This is a genomic window from Streptomyces sp. NPDC087263 (assembly GCF_044744645.1).
Classification (GTDB): domain Bacteria; phylum Actinomycetota; class Actinomycetes; order Streptomycetales; family Streptomycetaceae; genus Streptomyces.
Map to the genome: position 1 here is coordinate 74,677 of NZ_JBIUYT010000007.1, position 14,934 is coordinate 89,610.

The 14,934-nt window shown below is 71.1% G+C and carries 13 protein-coding genes; 11 read left to right on the forward strand and 2 right to left on the reverse strand.

The annotated features are described in order from the left end of the window. Positions 1–22: 22 nt before the first annotated feature. Positions 23–1,093 (forward strand): ATP-dependent DNA ligase, encoded by a 1,071-nt coding sequence (locus tag ACIPC1_RS23035; protein ID WP_402519760.1) that lies wholly within the window; start codon positions 23–25, stop codon positions 1,091–1,093. A 191-nt stretch (positions 1,094–1,284) separates the two neighbouring features. Next, complete coding sequence (locus tag ACIPC1_RS23040; RefSeq protein WP_402519763.1) at positions 1,285–2,292, forward strand: DUF3048 domain-containing protein; 1,008 nt, start codon at positions 1,285–1,287, stop codon at positions 2,290–2,292. 72 nt (positions 2,293–2,364) lie between these two features. Here the strand turns inward: ACIPC1_RS23040 and ACIPC1_RS23045 are convergent, their stop codons facing one another. Beyond that, complete coding sequence (locus ACIPC1_RS23045; RefSeq protein ID WP_402519766.1) at positions 2,365–2,829, reverse strand: MarR family winged helix-turn-helix transcriptional regulator; 465 nt, start codon at positions 2,827–2,829, stop codon at positions 2,365–2,367. A gap of 266 nt (positions 2,830–3,095) precedes the next feature. On the opposite strand from ACIPC1_RS23045, the gene ACIPC1_RS23050 reads away from it, so the two are divergent. From ACIPC1_RS23050 to ACIPC1_RS23085, 8 genes are all read left to right on the forward strand, one after another. Further along, positions 3,096–3,878, forward strand: a complete 783-nt coding sequence (locus tag ACIPC1_RS23050; protein ID WP_384387900.1) for a CoA transferase subunit A — start codon at positions 3,096–3,098, stop codon at positions 3,876–3,878. Continuing rightward, complete coding sequence (locus tag ACIPC1_RS23055) at positions 3,878–4,525, forward strand: CoA transferase subunit B (protein ID WP_402519770.1); 648 nt, start codon at positions 3,878–3,880, stop codon at positions 4,523–4,525. Before ACIPC1_RS23050 ends, ACIPC1_RS23055 begins: the two co-directional genes overlap by 1 nt. A gap of 2 nt (positions 4,526–4,527) precedes the next feature. Next, a complete protein-coding gene (locus ACIPC1_RS23060; protein ID WP_402520569.1) occupies positions 4,528–5,730 on the forward strand; it encodes a thiolase family protein in 1,203 nt (400 codons plus the stop codon). Between the two features lie 10 nt (positions 5,731–5,740). Beyond that, the gene (pcaH, locus tag ACIPC1_RS23065; protein ID WP_402519773.1) at positions 5,741–6,511 is read left to right on the forward strand and encodes a protocatechuate 3,4-dioxygenase subunit beta; all 771 of its coding nucleotides are present in this window, start codon (positions 5,741–5,743) and stop codon (positions 6,509–6,511) included. A 2-nt stretch (positions 6,512–6,513) separates the two neighbouring features. Continuing rightward, positions 6,514–7,077 (forward strand): protocatechuate 3,4-dioxygenase subunit alpha, encoded by a 564-nt coding sequence (gene pcaG / locus ACIPC1_RS23070; RefSeq protein ID WP_402519775.1) that lies wholly within the window; start codon positions 6,514–6,516, stop codon positions 7,075–7,077. Then, on the forward strand, positions 7,074–8,402 hold the full coding sequence (gene pcaB, locus ACIPC1_RS23075; RefSeq protein ID WP_402519778.1) for a 3-carboxy-cis,cis-muconate cycloisomerase: 1,329 nt from the start codon (positions 7,074–7,076) through the stop codon (positions 8,400–8,402). The genes pcaG and pcaB overlap by 4 nt, the downstream gene beginning before the upstream one ends. Then, a complete protein-coding gene (pcaD, locus tag ACIPC1_RS23080; RefSeq protein ID WP_402519781.1) occupies positions 8,399–9,538 on the forward strand; it encodes a 3-oxoadipate enol-lactonase in 1,140 nt (379 codons plus the stop codon). Before pcaB ends, pcaD begins: the two co-directional genes overlap by 4 nt. A 187-nt stretch (positions 9,539–9,725) precedes the next feature. Continuing rightward, positions 9,726–10,520 (forward strand): SDR family NAD(P)-dependent oxidoreductase, encoded by a 795-nt coding sequence (locus tag ACIPC1_RS23085; RefSeq protein ID WP_402519784.1) that lies wholly within the window; start codon positions 9,726–9,728, stop codon positions 10,518–10,520. Positions 10,521–10,702: 182 nt separating this feature from the next. Here ACIPC1_RS23085 and ACIPC1_RS23090 read toward each other — a convergent pair whose 3' ends face one another. After that, positions 10,703–13,375 (reverse strand): ATP-binding protein, encoded by a 2,673-nt coding sequence (locus ACIPC1_RS23090; protein WP_402519787.1) that lies wholly within the window; start codon positions 13,373–13,375, stop codon positions 10,703–10,705. Between the two features lie 260 nt (positions 13,376–13,635). Between ACIPC1_RS23090 and ACIPC1_RS23095 the strand changes: the two genes are divergently transcribed. Then, positions 13,636–14,931, forward strand: a complete 1,296-nt coding sequence (locus tag ACIPC1_RS23095; RefSeq protein ID WP_402519790.1) for an MFS transporter — start codon at positions 13,636–13,638, stop codon at positions 14,929–14,931. Positions 14,932–14,934: the final 3 nt, after the last annotated feature.

A 14,934-nucleotide genomic window follows, 5' to 3' on the forward strand; every position in this document is an offset into this window, starting at 1 on the left:
GGGAACCGCGCAGAATCGAACCATGGACCTGCCGGTGATGCCACCCGTGAAGCCGATGCTCGCCAAGTCCGTGGCGAGGATCCCGCCCGACATGCACTACGAGGCGAAGTGGGACGGCTTCCGGGCGATCGTGTTCCGCGACGGCGACGAGGTCGAGATCGGCAGCCGCACCGGGAAGACGCTGACCAGGTACTTCCCCGAGCTGGTGGAGGCGCTGCGGGAGCGGCTGCCGGGGCGCTGTGTGATGGACGGCGAGATCGTGATCGCCCGGGACGGGCGGCTCGACTTCGACGCGCTCACCGAGCGGATCCACCCGGCGGACTCGCGGGTGCGGACGCTGGCCGAGCGGACGCCCGCCTCCTTCGTGGCCTTCGACCTGCTGGCGCTGGCCGACAGGGCGCTGCTCGACGTCGAGCTCGGCGACCGGCGTGCCTTGCTGGTGATGGCGCTGTCCGGCGCCACCGCTCCGGTGCATGTCGCGCCGGCGACGACGGACATCGACGTGGCGCGCCAGTGGTTCGAGCAGTACGAGGGCGCGGGTCTTGACGGCGTGGTCGCCAAGCCGATCAACCTGCTCTACCGGCAGGACGAGCGCGCCATGTTCAAGATCAAGCACGAGCGGACGGCGGATGTCGTCGTCGCCGGTTACCGCTTCCACAAGAGCGGGCCGATCGTCGGTTCACTTCTCCTTGGGCTGTACGACGACACGGGCACCCTCCAGCACGTGGGGGTGAGCGCCGCGTTCCCGATGAAACGGCGCGCGGAGCTGGTGGAGGAGCTGGAACCGCTGCGTCTTGCGGATGTCGGGGAGCATCCGTGGGCGGCCTGGGCGGACGAGTCGGCGCACGAGACGGCACGGCTGCCGGGCGCCCCCAGCCGGTGGTCGTCGAAGAAGGACCTGTCCTGGGTGCCGCTGCGGCCCGAGCGGGTGGCCGAGGTGGCGTACGACCACATGGAGAACGGCGTACGGTTCCGCCACACCGCCCGCTTCCGCCGCTGGCGCCCGGACCGCACCGCCGAGAGCTGCACGTACAGCCAGCTGGAGGAGCCGGTGGGGTACGACCTCGCGGAGGTCTTCGGCCCGCAGGACTGACCGCCCCTGACCGCCCCGGCCACTCCTGACCGCCACCTGGCGGCTCCCGTCCCCCTTCTCCCACCACCTCCGAGGCTTCCCGCTGAGCCGATCGGCCCAGTGAGCGCGCGTGATCAGAACCGAACGGGTATGTCCCCCGTTGAACGTATAAGCGGACAATCAATGACACGGGACAGGGTGGCACGGTGGGCATGCGACAGATGGCGCGGATGCGGCGCGGCGCGATGACGGCGGCGCTGCTGGCCGCCGTGGTGACAGCTCCCCTGGTGACGGGCTGCACCGTGGGTGGCAGATCGAACGACGACGGGCGCGGGCACAGTCACGCACCGAGCCCGACCCCGAGTCAGGAGAGCGAAAAGGAGCCGACACCAAGCCCCGCCGCCGTCGGTTCGGTGCTCGCCGTGAAGATCGACAACGTGGGTGCGGCCCGCCCCCAGACGGGTCTGGAAGCGGCGGACATCGTGTACGCGGAGCAGGTCGAGGGCGGTCTGAGCCGACTGATGGCGGTCTACGCGAGCAAGCTGCCGAAGGTCGTCGGCCCGGTGCGCAGCGCGCGCGAGTCGGACCTGGAGCTGCTACGCCAGTTCGACGAACCGACGCTCGCCTTCTCGGGGGCGCAGCAGAAGCTGCTGCCACTGATCGACCGGGCGCCACTGCACGCGTACTCGCCGGACACGACATCCGGTGACGCCTACTACCGCGGCACCGGGAAGGTCTCACCGCACAACCTGTTCCTGCGCCCCCAGCGGCTGACCCGCACCGCGCCGGGCTCCGCCGCCCTCACCACCGGGTTCCACTTCGGTGCGGCGCCCGCCGGCGGCAGCCCGCAGAGCTCGCAGACCGTGCGCTTCCCGGCCGCCCGCTTCACCTTCACCTGGTCCGCGAGCCGGAAGCGCTGGCTGGTGGACATGGACGGCACGCCGACCGTGACGACGGACGGAAAGACGGTGGCTCCCGCGACGGTCGTCGTGCAGTACGTGAAGGTCCGCGAGTCCAAGTTCCACGACGTCCTCGGCAACAACACGCCGTACACGGAGACGGTCGGCGCCGGGACGGCGAAGGTGCTGCGCGACGGCCGCGCCTTCAACGTGAACTGGGCGCGCGCCGGCGCCACGGACGGCACCGAGTTCACGACGGCGGGCGGTGCACCGATGAACTTCGCGAAGGGCCAGGTGTGGGTGGTCTTCGCGAAAGCGTGACCGCGAAGCCTTGTCGGGCGCGGCGCCTCGGCCGGCACCGCGCCTGGCCGGCACGACAGCGAGCCACCGTGCCTAGCGCTGGACCGCGAGCGGATCCGCCGGGTTGCGGAGCCCTTCCGCCGCGTCCGAGACCCGCTGGATGAGGTCGAAGAACAGGGCCTGCTCGTCGACGGAGAGGGGGGCCAGGAAGATCTGGTTCATACGGGCGGTGCGCACGGTCAGCTTCTTGTGCGTGCGCATCCCCTCGTCCGTGAGGCGCAGCAGGAAGCGGCGGCCGTCCTGTGGGTCGCGCACCTTGTCGAGCAGGCCGCGCCGCCCGAGCCGGCTGATGACCTCGGCGATGGTGGAGCGGTCCAGGCCCACCCGCTCCCCCACGGTGCGCTGGTCCAGACCCGGCTCCGCGACGAGTGCGTTCAGGACCGCGAACTGTGGCGAGGTGATCTCCTCGGAGACCATCGTGTTCCACAGCAGGTAGTGCGCCTGCTGCAGCCGCCGGGCCAGGTGCCCGGGGTGGGTGGAGAGGTCCACCGCGGCCATGTGCGCTCCTCGGCTCGGCCCGCGCGGCGTGACGGACACGCCGCACAGAGGAATCAAATTGGTTGGTGTACTGAACGATACCCGGCCGTGGGGTCAGCTGTCTCACCCCGCTACAAGGCACTCACCTGCACCTTTCCTACAGGTCTTGACGGAAGGAGGCCGGGGTGGCAGCGTGTTTGAAACCTCGAAGAAATACTCAGTGCCCTGACTAATTGAGGCGCTGAGCGCTCGGGGAGATGACGCTCGGGAGAGATGGGGCTTCTCGGATGGACAAGGTGGTCGCCACAGCCGCGGAGGCGGTGGCCGATGTGCCGGACGGCGCGACGCTCGCGGTCGGCGGTTTCGGCCTCAGCGGCGTACCGAACGTGCTGATCCAGGCCCTCTACGAGCGCGGAGTCAGCGGGCTCGGCGTGGTCTCGAACAACTGCGGGGCGATGGAGTCCGGCCTCGCGGTCCTGCTCGCGGCCGGGCGGATCGCCCGCGTCACCGGCTCGTACATCGGCGCGAACAAGGAGTTCGCCCGCCAGTACCTCGCCGGTGAGCTGGAGGTCGAGATGATCCCGCAGGGCACCCTCGCCGAGCGGCTGCGCGCGGGCGGCGCCGGCATCCCCGCGTTCTACACCCCCGCCGGAGTCGGCACCCAGGTCGCCGACGGCGGACTGCCCTGGCGCTACGACGGCCAGGGCGGCGTGGCCCTCTCCTCGCCCCCGAAGGAGGTGCGGGAGTTCGACGGCACGGAGTACGTGCTGGAGCGTGGCATCCGTACCGACTTCGCGCTCGTACGGGCCGCCAAGGGCGACCGGCACGGGAACCTGGTCTTCAACAAGTCCACCCGCAACTTCAACCCCCTCTCCGCCATGGCCGGCCGCATCACGATCGCCGAGGTGGAGGAGCTCGTGGAGCCGGGCGGGATCGACCCGGACGCGGTGCACCTGCCGGGCATCTTCGTGCAGCGGGTCATCGCCCTCACTCCCGAGCAGGCACAGGCCAAGATGATCGAGCAGCGGACGGTCTCGGCACCCACGGCGGACGGAACGGTGAGCAGCTGATGGCCTGGACCCGCGAACAGATGGCCGCCCGCGCCGCGCGCGAGCTTCAGGACGGCCAGTACGTCAACCTCGGCATCGGCCTGCCGACGCTGATCCCCAACTACCTCCCGCCGGGTGTGGAGGTCGTCCTGGAGTCGGAGAACGGCATCCTGGGGACCGGCCCCTACCCCACCGAGGACCAGGTCGACCCGGATCTGATCAACGCCGGCAAGGAGACCGTCACGGTCCTGCCCGGCGCCTCGTACTTCGACTCCTCGCTGTCCTTCGGAATGATCCGCGGCGGGCACATCGATGTCGCCGTGCTCGGCGCCATGCAGGTGTCCGCGGGCGGCGACCTCGCCAACTGGGCGATCCCCGGCAAGATGATCACCGGCATCGGCGGGGCGATGGACCTCGTGCACGGCGCCCGCACGGTCATCGTCGTCATGACGCACACCGCCAAGGACGGCTCCCCGAAGATTCTGGAGGAGTGCGCGCTGCCGCTCACCGGCAGAGCGTGTGTGAACCGGATCATCACCGATCTCGGTGTCCTCGACGTCACGGCGCAGGGTCTTGTGCTGTTCGAGACCGCGCCCGGCGTGGCGGCGGAGGAGATCGTGGCGAAGACCGCGGCGAAGGTTCACCTTCCCGAGGAGATCCAGTCATGAGTCTGCGCGACGTCTACATCGTCGATGCCGTACGGACCCCGATCGGCAAGTACAGCGGTGCGCTGGCCGGCGTCCGCCCGGACGACCTGGCCGCCCACGCCATCCGTGAACTCCTCGCCCGTACACCGGATTTGGACCCCGCCCGGATCGAGGACGTCTACCTCGGCAATGCCAACGGCGCCGGCGAGGAGAACCGCAACGTCGGCCGGATGGCCGCGCTGCTGGCGGGACTGCCCACCTCGGTGCCCGGTGTGACGGTCAACCGGCTCTGCGCCTCCGGGCTCGAAGCCGTCATCCAGGCCGCGCGGGCCATCGCCCTCGGCGACGCCTCCATCGCCCTGGCCGGCGGAGTCGAGTCGATGACCCGCGCTCCCTACGTGCTGCCGAAGAGCGACAAGCCCTTCCCGGCCGGGCACGCCGAGCTGTACTCCACCACGCTCGGCTGGCGCATGGTCAACCCGAGGATGGACCCGCAGTGGACGATCCCGCTCGGCGAGTCGGCCGAACTCATCGCCGACAAGCACAAGATCACGCGTGAGCAGCAGGACGAGTTCGCGCTCACCAGCCACCGGAAGGCGGCCCAGGCCCAGACGGACGGCCTGTTCGACGCGGAGATCGCTCCCGTGTCCATCCCCCAGCGCAAGGGCGAGCCGGTCGTGTTCGCCGCCGACGAATCCGTCCGCGCCTCCGCGTCCCTCGACGCCATGGCCAAGCTCAAGCCGTCCTTCCGCACCGAGAACGGCACGGTGACGGCCGGCAACGCCTCCCCGCTCAACGACGGGGCGGCGGCCCTGCTCCTCGTCGACGAGGAAGGCCTGAAGGCCACCGGCCGCGAGCCACTCGCCCGCGTCTCGGCGACCGGTGTCTCCGCGATCGAACCGCAGTACTTCGGACTGGCCCCCGTCGAAGCCGTCAAGCGTGCACTCGCCAAGGCGGGCAAGGGATTTGACGACCTGTCAACCCTTGAGCTGAACGAGGCCTTCGCCGCGCAGGTGCTCGGCTGTGTGGCCGAGTGGCCCGAGTTCGACCCGGCGATCCTCAACCCGCGGGGCGGCGCCATCGCCCTCGGCCATCCCCTCGGCGCCTCCGGAGCCCGCCTCGCCGGCACGGTCGCCCACCAGCTCAAGGCCGCCGGTTCCGGTACCGGCGTCGCCACCCTCTGCATCGGCGTGGGCCAGGGCCTCGCCCTCGTCCTCGAACGATAGGAAACCGGCCATGGCTCTCACCCAGTCGGACATCGACGTCGAGATCAAGGACCGCCAGGACGCGTACGACAAGGCGGTCGCCGGCGGCAGCCCGGTCCTGCACCACGCGCAACGCGACTACGCGCCGTACCGCAGCTCGGTGCTGCGCCACCCCAAGCAGCCGCTGGTCGCCGTGACCGGCGGTGACCCGGAGACGGTCGAGCTGTCGGGTCCGGTCTTCGGCGTCACCGACATCACCGAGATCGACAACGACCTCACCCGCCACCACCGGGGCGAGCCGATCGGCGAGCGCATGACCGTCTCGGGCCGGCTGCTCGACCGCACCGGCCGTCCCGTACGCGGCCAGCTCGTCGAGGTCTGGCAGGCCAACGCCGCCGGCCGCTACGCCCATCTGCGCGAGCAACACCCGGCGCCGCTGGACCCCAACTTCACCGGCGTGGGGCGGACCCTGACGGACGATCAGGGCCGGTACTCGTTCACCACGATCAAGCCGGGCCCCTACCCCTGGGGCAACCACACCAACGCCTGGCGGCCCGCCCACATCCACTTCTCGGTCTTCGGCACGGCGTTCACCCAGCGCCTGGTGACGCAGATGTACTTCCCGAGCGACCCGCTGTTCCCGTACGACCCGATCCTGAACTCCGTGACGGACGCGGCGGCCCGCGACCGTCTGATCGCCACCTACCACCACGATCTCTCCCAGCCCGAGTTCTCCCTGGGCTACGAGTGGGACATCGTCCTCGACGGTCCCTCCGCCACCTGGATCGAGGAAGGCCGATGAGCATGACCGAGCGATTGCTGCCCACCCCGTCCCACACCATCGGCCCCTTCTACGGGTACGCGCTCCCCTTCCCCGAAGGCGGACAGGTCGCCCCCCAGGGCCACCCGGACGCGATCACCCTGCACGGGTACGTGCTCGACGGCGCGGGCGAGCCGATCCCCGACGCCATGCTCGACTTCTGGCAGGCGGCGCCCGACGGGTCCCTGAAGGGCGCCCCCGGTTCGATGCGCCGCGACCCGTCCACGGGCGGCTTCCTCGGCCGTACCGGCCTCGACTTCACCGGCTTCGGGCGGGTCCCCACCGACACCGACGGGCACTACGCGCTCTCCACACTGGTGCCGGGCAACGCCGGGCAGCCGTACATCAGCGTGTGCCTGTTCGCGCGCGGCCTGACCAACCACCTCTACACCCGCGCGTACCTCGCCGACGGCGCCGACCCGCTGCTCGACGCGCTCCCGGCCGAACGGCGCGCCACGCTGATAGCGGCCGAGGGTACGAACCGGACGTACCGTTTCGACATCCGCCTTCAAGGCGAAGGCGAAACGGTCTTCCTGGAGTTCCAGTGACATTCGGTGATTCCGAAGCCCTGCTCGCCCCCGGGTGGGCGGGCTCCCCGGCGTCCGCCGCGACGAGCGACACCGCGTATCTGCGGGCGCTGCTCGACGCGGAGGCGGCGCTGACCCGCACCCAGGCGTCCCTGGGACTGGCTCCGGCCGAGGCGGCCACCGCCGTCGATGCCGCGGCCGAGGTGTCCCGCTTCGACACACCGTCGATCGCGCTGCGCGCCCGTGACGGCGGGAATCCGGTGATCCCGCTGGTCGCGGATCTGACGCAGGCGGTCGGCGGCGAGTACGGGGCCTACGTCCACCGGGGTGCGACGAGCCAGGACATCATGGACTCGGCCACCATGCTGGTCGCCGCACGTACGCTGGATCTGGTCCTGGGGGATCTGGACCGGACGGAAGGGGCCCTGGCCCGGCTCGCGGCGGAGCACCGGGACACGGTGATGCCGGGCCGGACGCTGACGCAGCACGCGGTGCCGACGACCTTCGGGCTGAAGGCGGCGGGATGGCGGTCGCTGGTCCTTGACGCCAGAGACAGGGTCTCGGCCGTACGGGGCTCGCTGCCCGCTCAACTGGGCGGCGCGGCGGGGACATTGGCGGCGTTCACCGCGTTCGGCGCGGCGGACACCCAGGTACTGACCGCGGCGTACGCGCGTGAACTCGGCCTCGCCGAGCCGGTGTTGCCCTGGCACACCCTGCGTACGCCGATCGCCGACCTGGCCGGAGCGCTGGCCTTCACGGCGGGGGCGCTGGGCAAGACCGCGGTCGACGTGCTCACCCTCGGGCGTACCGAGATCGCGGAGGTCTCCGAAGGCAGCGGCGGCGGTTCGTCGGCGATGCCGCACAAGGCCAACCCCGTACGGGCCACCCTCGTCGCGGCCGCCGCTCGGCGCGCACCGCAGCTCGCGGCCACGCTGTACGGGGCGATGGCGGCCGAGGACGAGCGTCCGGCCGGGGCCTGGCATGCCGAATGGGAACCCTTGCGGGACCTGCTCCGGCTCGTCGGCGGAGCGGCGCGCGCTACCGCGGAACTGACCGAGGGGCTCCGGGTGCACGCCGAGGTGATGCGCGAACACCTCGGTCTCACCCACGGGTTGATCGTCTCCGAACGGCTGGCCGTCTCGCTCGCTCCCGTGCTCGGGCGGGCCCGCGCCAAGGAGTTGCTGACGGCGACCGCCAAACGGGCGGTCGCCGAGAACCGGCCTCTACTCGATCTGCTCGGTGAGGAGCCGGAACTCAAGGATCTCGACCTCGTGGACCTCACCGATCCCGCCCGTTACACGGGCTCCGCCGGATCCCTCACCGACCGTGCCCTGGAGCGACGTTGACGACCCTTTCTCACGGCAAACTGCCGCACCACCGCGCCGAAGGGCCGGTCACGGCTCCCCCGCTGCTGCTCGGGCCCTCGCTCGGCACATCGAGCGCGTTGTGGGACAAGGTCGCGCCCGAGCTGTCCGTGACGCATCGGGTGATCCGCTGGGACCTGCCGGGCCACGGCGGCTCCCCGGCCGACCTGATCGGACCCGGCGCGACCATCGCCGACCTGGCCGCACTGGTGCTGGCCCTCGCCGACTCGCTCGGCATCGACCAGTTCGCCTACGCGGGCGTCTCGTTGGGCGGCGCGGTGGGTCTGCACCTGGCCGTGCACCACCCGGAGCGGGTGACGTCCCTGGCCCTGGTCTGTTCCTCGGCCCACTTCAACGGCTCCAAACCGTGGGAGGAGCGTGCGGAAACCGTGCGCCGCGACGGCCTTGCCGCACTCGCCGACGCCGCGAACTCCCGTTGGTTCACGCCCGGTTTCACCGTGCCGGAACTGGTCGAGGACCTCCGGACCGCCGACCCGGGAGCGTACGCCGCCTGTTGCGACGCGCTTGCGGCGTACGACCTCCGCGACCGGCTCTCCTCCGTCAGCGTGCCGACCCTGCTGATCGCCGGTCGCGAGGATCCGGCGACGCCGCCCGCGCATCTGCGGGAGATCGCGGACGCGGTACCCGGCGCCACGCTCACCGAGATTCCGGGCGCCTCGCATCTGGCCCCTGCCGAGCGCCCGGAGGCCGTACTCGCCGCACTGCGCGGACACTTCGACGGGTATCCGCCGCGCGGCATGGAGGTACGCCGCCAGGTACTCGGCGACACCCATGTGGACCGCGCGCAGGCCCGCCAGACCCCCTTCACCGCCCGCTTCCAGGACTTCATCTCCCGCTACGCCTGGGGCGAGATCTGGACGGATCCGACGCTGACCCGCCGTGAGCGCAGCATGATCACGCTCACCGCCCTTGTGGCCCACGGCCACTACGACGAGCTCGCGATGCACGTCCGCGCGGCCCGGCGCAACGGGCTCACCCCCGAGGAGATCGGCGCGGTCCTGCTCCAGACGGCCGTGTACTGCGGTGTCCCGGCGGCCAATTCGGCGTTCGCGGTGGCGCAGAGGGTGCTGGCGGAGGAGGACGGGGCGGAGGCGTGAGCGGGAGAGGCCGATGACTCATTGAGTGATGAGTGATGAGTGATGGCTCATGACTGATGACTGATGGCTGATGACTGATGGCTGATTCGGCACGGTAACTCTGCCAGGCGTAGTGACAACAGCACCAGGTAAGTGGTGCCCGCCCTTGCCTAGGCTGGACGGAGATCCCCCTGTGAACGGAGCCCCTGTGCCCACTGTCCTGATCACCGGCGCCACCTCCGGCCTCGGTCGGTACGTCGCCTTCGAGCTGGTCCGCTCCGGATACGTCGTCCTCGCGCACGGACGCGACCGCTCACGTACGCAGCAGCTTGTCGCGGAGCTCGGGGCGGAGGGCGGTGAGGCGCACGGGTTCGTCGCCGACCTGGCCTCACTGGAGGAGGCGCGACGGCTCGGCGCCGAGGTCGCCGCCGCGCATCCCCGTCTCGACGTCCTGGTCAACAACGCCGGTGTGGGCTTCGGTTCGCCCGGTTCGGGCCGCGAGGTGAGCCTCGACGGGCATGAACTGCGGCTCGCCGTGAATTACTTGGCCCCCGTCGCGCTCACCCGCGCGCTGCTTCCCGTGCTCCGTGCGAGCGCCCCGTCCCGGATCGTCAACGTCGGCTCGGCCGGTCAGGAGCCCCTGGACTTCGACGACCCCGAGCTCGCCCGGGGCTACAGCGGCCGATCGGCGTACTGGCGCAGCAAGTTCGCCCTCGCGGCGCACACCTTCGCGCTGGCCGAGGAGCTCGCGGACACCGGCGTCTCGGTGAACGTGCTGCACCCCGCGACCTACATGGACACGGCGATGGTCCGCGAGGGCGGCGTCGAGCCGTGGTCCAGCGTCGCCGACGGAGCCGCCGCTGTACTCGCCCTGGCGACAACGGAGTTGGGCACCGGCGGATACTTCGACGGCACAAGCCCCTCCCGGGCTCACACGGCGGCGTACGACCGCGAGATCTGGAAGCGTCTGACGACGACCACCGAGCAGCTGCTCGCCGGTTAGGGCCGGTGCCCGCGTCCAGGAGGTGTCGTTTGGATCACTTCGGATCAGGCCGCGGCGCATGGTGCGGTGCATCAAGGCGGAGCATGACCCGGGTACGGGGCCGTACTCGGGTGATGCGACGACGCGACCGGCTGCCGTGCCAGGCATCGCGGACCCGAGGCGATCCGAACGACGCCCCCTAGCTAGGCCCTGTCGTCCAGCGCCCGCTCCGCCTGTGCCACCAATCCGTCCGCGCCGCATGAACGCGCCAGCGTCAGGCCCTTGTTGAGCTCGGACACCGACCGGGCGGCGATGCCGTACTCGACGCGGGCCGCCGCGTGCTCGTACTGGCAGGGGGAGGCCTCCAGATAGGTGACCGCCTGGGCGGCGAGCCGTACCGCGCGCTGGCCCGATTCCAGCGCCGCCGCGCAGCGCAGGGCCTCACCGATGGCCGTGTCCGTGCCGAAACGCTCGGCCTGGCGGCGGGCTTCGGCAGCCAGCACTGCGGCGCGCGCCGGGTCCTCCGTGGCGAGAGCGCGGGCGAGGTCGACCGCCCAGGGCGCGAGCACCGTGTTGTGGTGGCCCCGTGCGGCGGCGGCCTTCTCGGCTGCCTCCAGTTCGTTGACACCTTCCTTCGTACGGCCGACGGCGCACAGCAGTCGGCCCCGTACGGAGCGGATGTCGGGGAGGACGATCGTGGAGGGGTAAGGCGGTGCGAAGCCGTACTCCTCGGCGATCTCCTCCGCCTCCAGGAGGTGGCCGCGGGCGAGCAAAGTGTCGATGAGCCCGCAGGTCGCGGACCAGTACAGGGGCAGCCCGCGCCCGACCCGCTCGGCGAGGCGCAGCGATTCACGCTGGTAGGTCTCCGCGTCGGCGAGGCGGCCCCGTCTGCGGTGCGCGAGGCCGAGGTAGGCGTTGGCCAGGGCGAGATGGCCGCCGCTCCAGCCGGCCTTCATATAGGCGTGCAGGGCCTCGCTGAACAGGCTTTCGGCGCGGTCGAGCCGGTCGGCGTAGGCGTACGCGCTGCCCAGCATCAGGAGGAGTTCGATGCCCCATTCGGTGTCGGTCCAGCCCAGTCCCGGTGCGAGGCGGCCGTTGACGAGGACGCGGTCGCAGAGTTCCGCGACCTCCTCCGCGTTCTCGCCGCGCGTCATCGCGTCGAAGCCGCGCAGTATGAGCAGCGCACGCTCGGAGTTGTCGCGACCCGTGCAGGTCCTGGCGAGTTCGACGAGACCACTGGAGCGTCCCGAGGCCTGGTCCTCGCCGGCGTGGATGCCCTCCCACATGTAGTGCACGGCCTGGAGCCGCATCCGGGCAGGGCCGGGATCGAGCCGTGCGGCCTCCGTGTCGACGGTGCGGACGGCCTCTTCCAACTGATCGTTGTGGAGGAGTGCCTGCGAAAGGCGGAAGACCGCGTCCACCCGGAGGTCGCCCTCGAGGCCGGGCCTGTCGAGTGCGGCCCGTAGATGGCCGATCGTCCTGGCGGGCGCGGTCAGGAGCGTGGCACAGCCCAGTTCGTAGAGCACGCGCGCGTGGACGTCCGGACGCGGGGGTTCGGCCAGTGCGCGCTCCAGACAGCGCCTGGCCGCGTCGGGCGCGCCGACGGCGAGGTGTTCGCGGGCGGCCTCGCGCATCTGCTCGACGAGTTCGGGGTCTTCGTCCGGGTGTACTTCAAGGAGGTGGCGGGAGGCGGCTGCGGCGCCTCGCCCGGAGTCGGTGACCGCCCACGCGGCCTGGCCGTGCATCGCGGTGCGCAGGGCGTCCGGGATCGAGCGGTAGACCGCGCTGGCGATGAGCGGGTGCACGAACTCCAGGTCGCCTTCGGGAACCCGGCCGTTCACGGGCTCGGTCCTGGTCAGGATGCGGGCGACGCCGAGCAGTTCGGCGCAGCGCACCGCCTCCTCGGCCGGCATTCCGGCGAGGTGGGCGGCCAGGTCGAGGGAGATTCCGGTGCCGAGGATCGCGGCCGCCCAGGCGAACCGGGTGGCGTCGATGCCGAGTCCTTCGAGGCGGGCGACGAGTCCACGGCCGCGGGCCGAGCGGTTCAGGGCGCGCAGTTCGGCGGCCGTGGCCTCCACCGGATCGAGCCCGCTGTCCTGGACCTTGGCGAGCAACTCGACGGTCTCGTACGGATTGCCGCCGGTGACCGCCCAGACCTCGCGGCAGAACGGGCCGTCGGCGTGCTCGCCGACCGTGGCACGGGTCAGTCCTTCGGCCGCCGACGGGGTCAGCGCGCTCAGGGTGGCGGTCGGCCGGGCCGCGGCGGCGATGGTGTCCAGGTGACCGGCGCTCACACCGCTCACACCGCCCGGGCGGCGGGCCACCACGATGAGGACGGACAGGTCGTCGAGGCGCTCGGCGAACGCGGCCAGCCAGCGCAGGGTCTCCTGGTCGGCCCAGTGCGCGTCGTCGACGAGGAGGACGAGCGGCCACTCGCGCTTGGCCAGCCGTCGCACGGCCGCGACCAGGCCGTCGCAGACGCCCTGCGGGTCGGGTGGCCGGTCGCCCGGTTCCGCTATGCCGAGCGCGGGTCCCGCGATGTCGTACCAGTCGCCCAGGTATTCGCGCGCCTCCTCGGGCAGCAGCGACACCAGGGCGGGCTGCAGGAGCTGCCGTACGACATTGAAGGGGACGGACGTGACGGTCTCGCCGCCGCGGGCCGACCACACCACGCAGCCGGCGCTCTCCGCCATCCGGCGCGCCTCGGCGAGGAGCGCCGTCTTCCCTAAGCCGGCGTCACCGCTGAACACCAGCAGGCTTCCCGGCGTGGCCGCGTCCGCGCGCAGGGCGCCTATCGCCTGTTCGAGCGTGGCGACTTCCTCGTCGCGCTCCCACAGGGGAGCCGAGGCGGCCATTCCTGGCCCAGCCTCCGTCATCCCGCTACCTCCCCAGGTCGCCCAAACGACGTACAGGCAAAGAGCGTAGCCCTCTCGGAGCCGTCATGTCGGCGGGTCCGGGCAGCTGTTGCCGAGACGAGTGACGGCGGGGTTCCGCAGGCGACGCGCCGACGCTCCGACCAGCCAGGGTGAAAATTATTGACAGTCAACCACCCCCGAACTGAAACTAATTTTCCACCATCAGTCTCCGCCGTCCCGTCGCGGCCATCCGGCCCCGGCGCGCCCCGGGAGGAACCGGCATGAGCGCCCCCGCGCACGACTCCGACCTGCGCGCCTCTCCGCCCGGGCAGTCCCGCAGAGCTCTGTTCGCGGGCTCCGTGGGGAACTTCATCGAGTGGTACGAGTTCGGGGTCTACGGCTACTTCGCCACGATCATCGCGGCGCGGTTCTTCACACCGGAGGGCGGCAGCGAGGTCGAGGCTCTGGTGAAGACCTATGCGTCCTTCGGACTCGCGTTCTTCTTCCGGCCCGTCGGCGCCGCGCTGTTCGGACGGCTCGGCGACCGGATCGGGCGCCGTCCGGTGCTGATCCTGGTGATCGTCCTGATGACGGCCGCGACGACCCTGATCGGCCTGCTGCCCACCTACGCCACTGTCGGCGCCCTCGCTCCCTGGCTGCTCACTCTCCTGCGAGTCCTCCAAGGGCTGTCCGCGGGCGGGGAGTTCGGGGGCGCGGTCTCGGTGATGACGGAGTTCGCGCCGCCGGGCAGACGCGGGCTGTACGGGTCCTGGCAGTCGTTCACGGTGGCGCTGGGGCTGCTGGCCGGCGCGGGGGTCGCGGCGCTGCTGGCCACGGTGCTCGACGCACAGGAGCTGGGTGACTGGGGCTGGCGGCTCCCCTTCTTGCTGACGCTGCCGCTCGGCCTCGGCGCGCTGGGGCTGCGACTGCGGCTGGACGAGACGCCGGCCTTCGAACGGGAGCAGCACCAAGAGCGTCCGACAGGGCGGGAGTTGGCCCGCGCGATCGCGCTCGGCGCCGGGCGCGTCATGGGCTGGGCGGCGACCGGTTACACCTTCCTGGTCGTGCTCCCCTCGTATCTCCAGAGCACCCTGAACGCCACCTTTCAGCAGGCGCTGCTCGCCACCGTCGTCGCCAACCTCGGCTTCGCGGCCACGATCATCCCGGCGGGTCTGCTCAGCGACCGGATCGGACGGCGCCCGGTGATGCTCACGGGAGCCGTTCTGGTCACCGTGCTGGCGATCCCGCTGCTCAACGTCCTTCAGGACAGCGGGACTTCGAACACCGTGAAGGGTGTCGCCGTGTTCCTTGCGGGTGCCGTGGTCGGGCTGATGGCCGGGCCCGGACCGGCGATGCTCTCCGAGATGTTCCCCACGAGCGTCCGCCACACGGGCCTGGGACTCGCCTACGCCCTGTCCAATGCGGTGTTCTCGGGCTGCGCGGGGCTCATCATCACCGAGACGATCGAACGAACGGGGAACGTGGACATTCCCGGGTACTACGCGGCGGCGACCTGCGCCGTCAGCGTTCTGGCGCTGGCCACCCTCCCCAAGGGACAGCAGCAGCAAGGGAGTTGAGAA

Excerpts from the sequence above, each read along its gene's own strand:
- ACIPC1_RS23035 (WP_402519760.1), top strand. The coding sequence starts at position 23 with ATGGACCTGCCGGTGATGCCACCCGTGAAGCCGATGCTCGCCAAGTCC.
- ACIPC1_RS23040 (WP_402519763.1), top strand. The coding sequence starts at position 1,285 with ATGCGACAGATGGCGCGGATGCGGCGCGGCGCGATGACGGCGGCGCTG.
- ACIPC1_RS23045 (WP_402519766.1), bottom strand. The coding sequence starts at position 2,829 with ATGGCCGCGGTGGACCTCTCCACCCACCCCGGGCACCTGGCCCGGCGG.
- ACIPC1_RS23050 (WP_384387900.1), top strand. The coding sequence starts at position 3,096 with ATGGACAAGGTGGTCGCCACAGCCGCGGAGGCGGTGGCCGATGTGCCG.
- ACIPC1_RS23055 (WP_402519770.1), top strand. The coding sequence starts at position 3,878 with ATGGCCTGGACCCGCGAACAGATGGCCGCCCGCGCCGCGCGCGAGCTT.
- pcaH (WP_402519773.1), top strand. The coding sequence starts at position 5,741 with ATGGCTCTCACCCAGTCGGACATCGACGTCGAGATCAAGGACCGCCAG.
- pcaG (WP_402519775.1), top strand. The coding sequence starts at position 6,514 with ATGACCGAGCGATTGCTGCCCACCCCGTCCCACACCATCGGCCCCTTC.
- ACIPC1_RS23090 (WP_402519787.1), bottom strand. The coding sequence starts at position 13,375 with ATGACGGAGGCTGGGCCAGGAATGGCCGCCTCGGCTCCCCTGTGGGAG.
- ACIPC1_RS23095 (WP_402519790.1), top strand. The coding sequence starts at position 13,636 with ATGAGCGCCCCCGCGCACGACTCCGACCTGCGCGCCTCTCCGCCCGGG.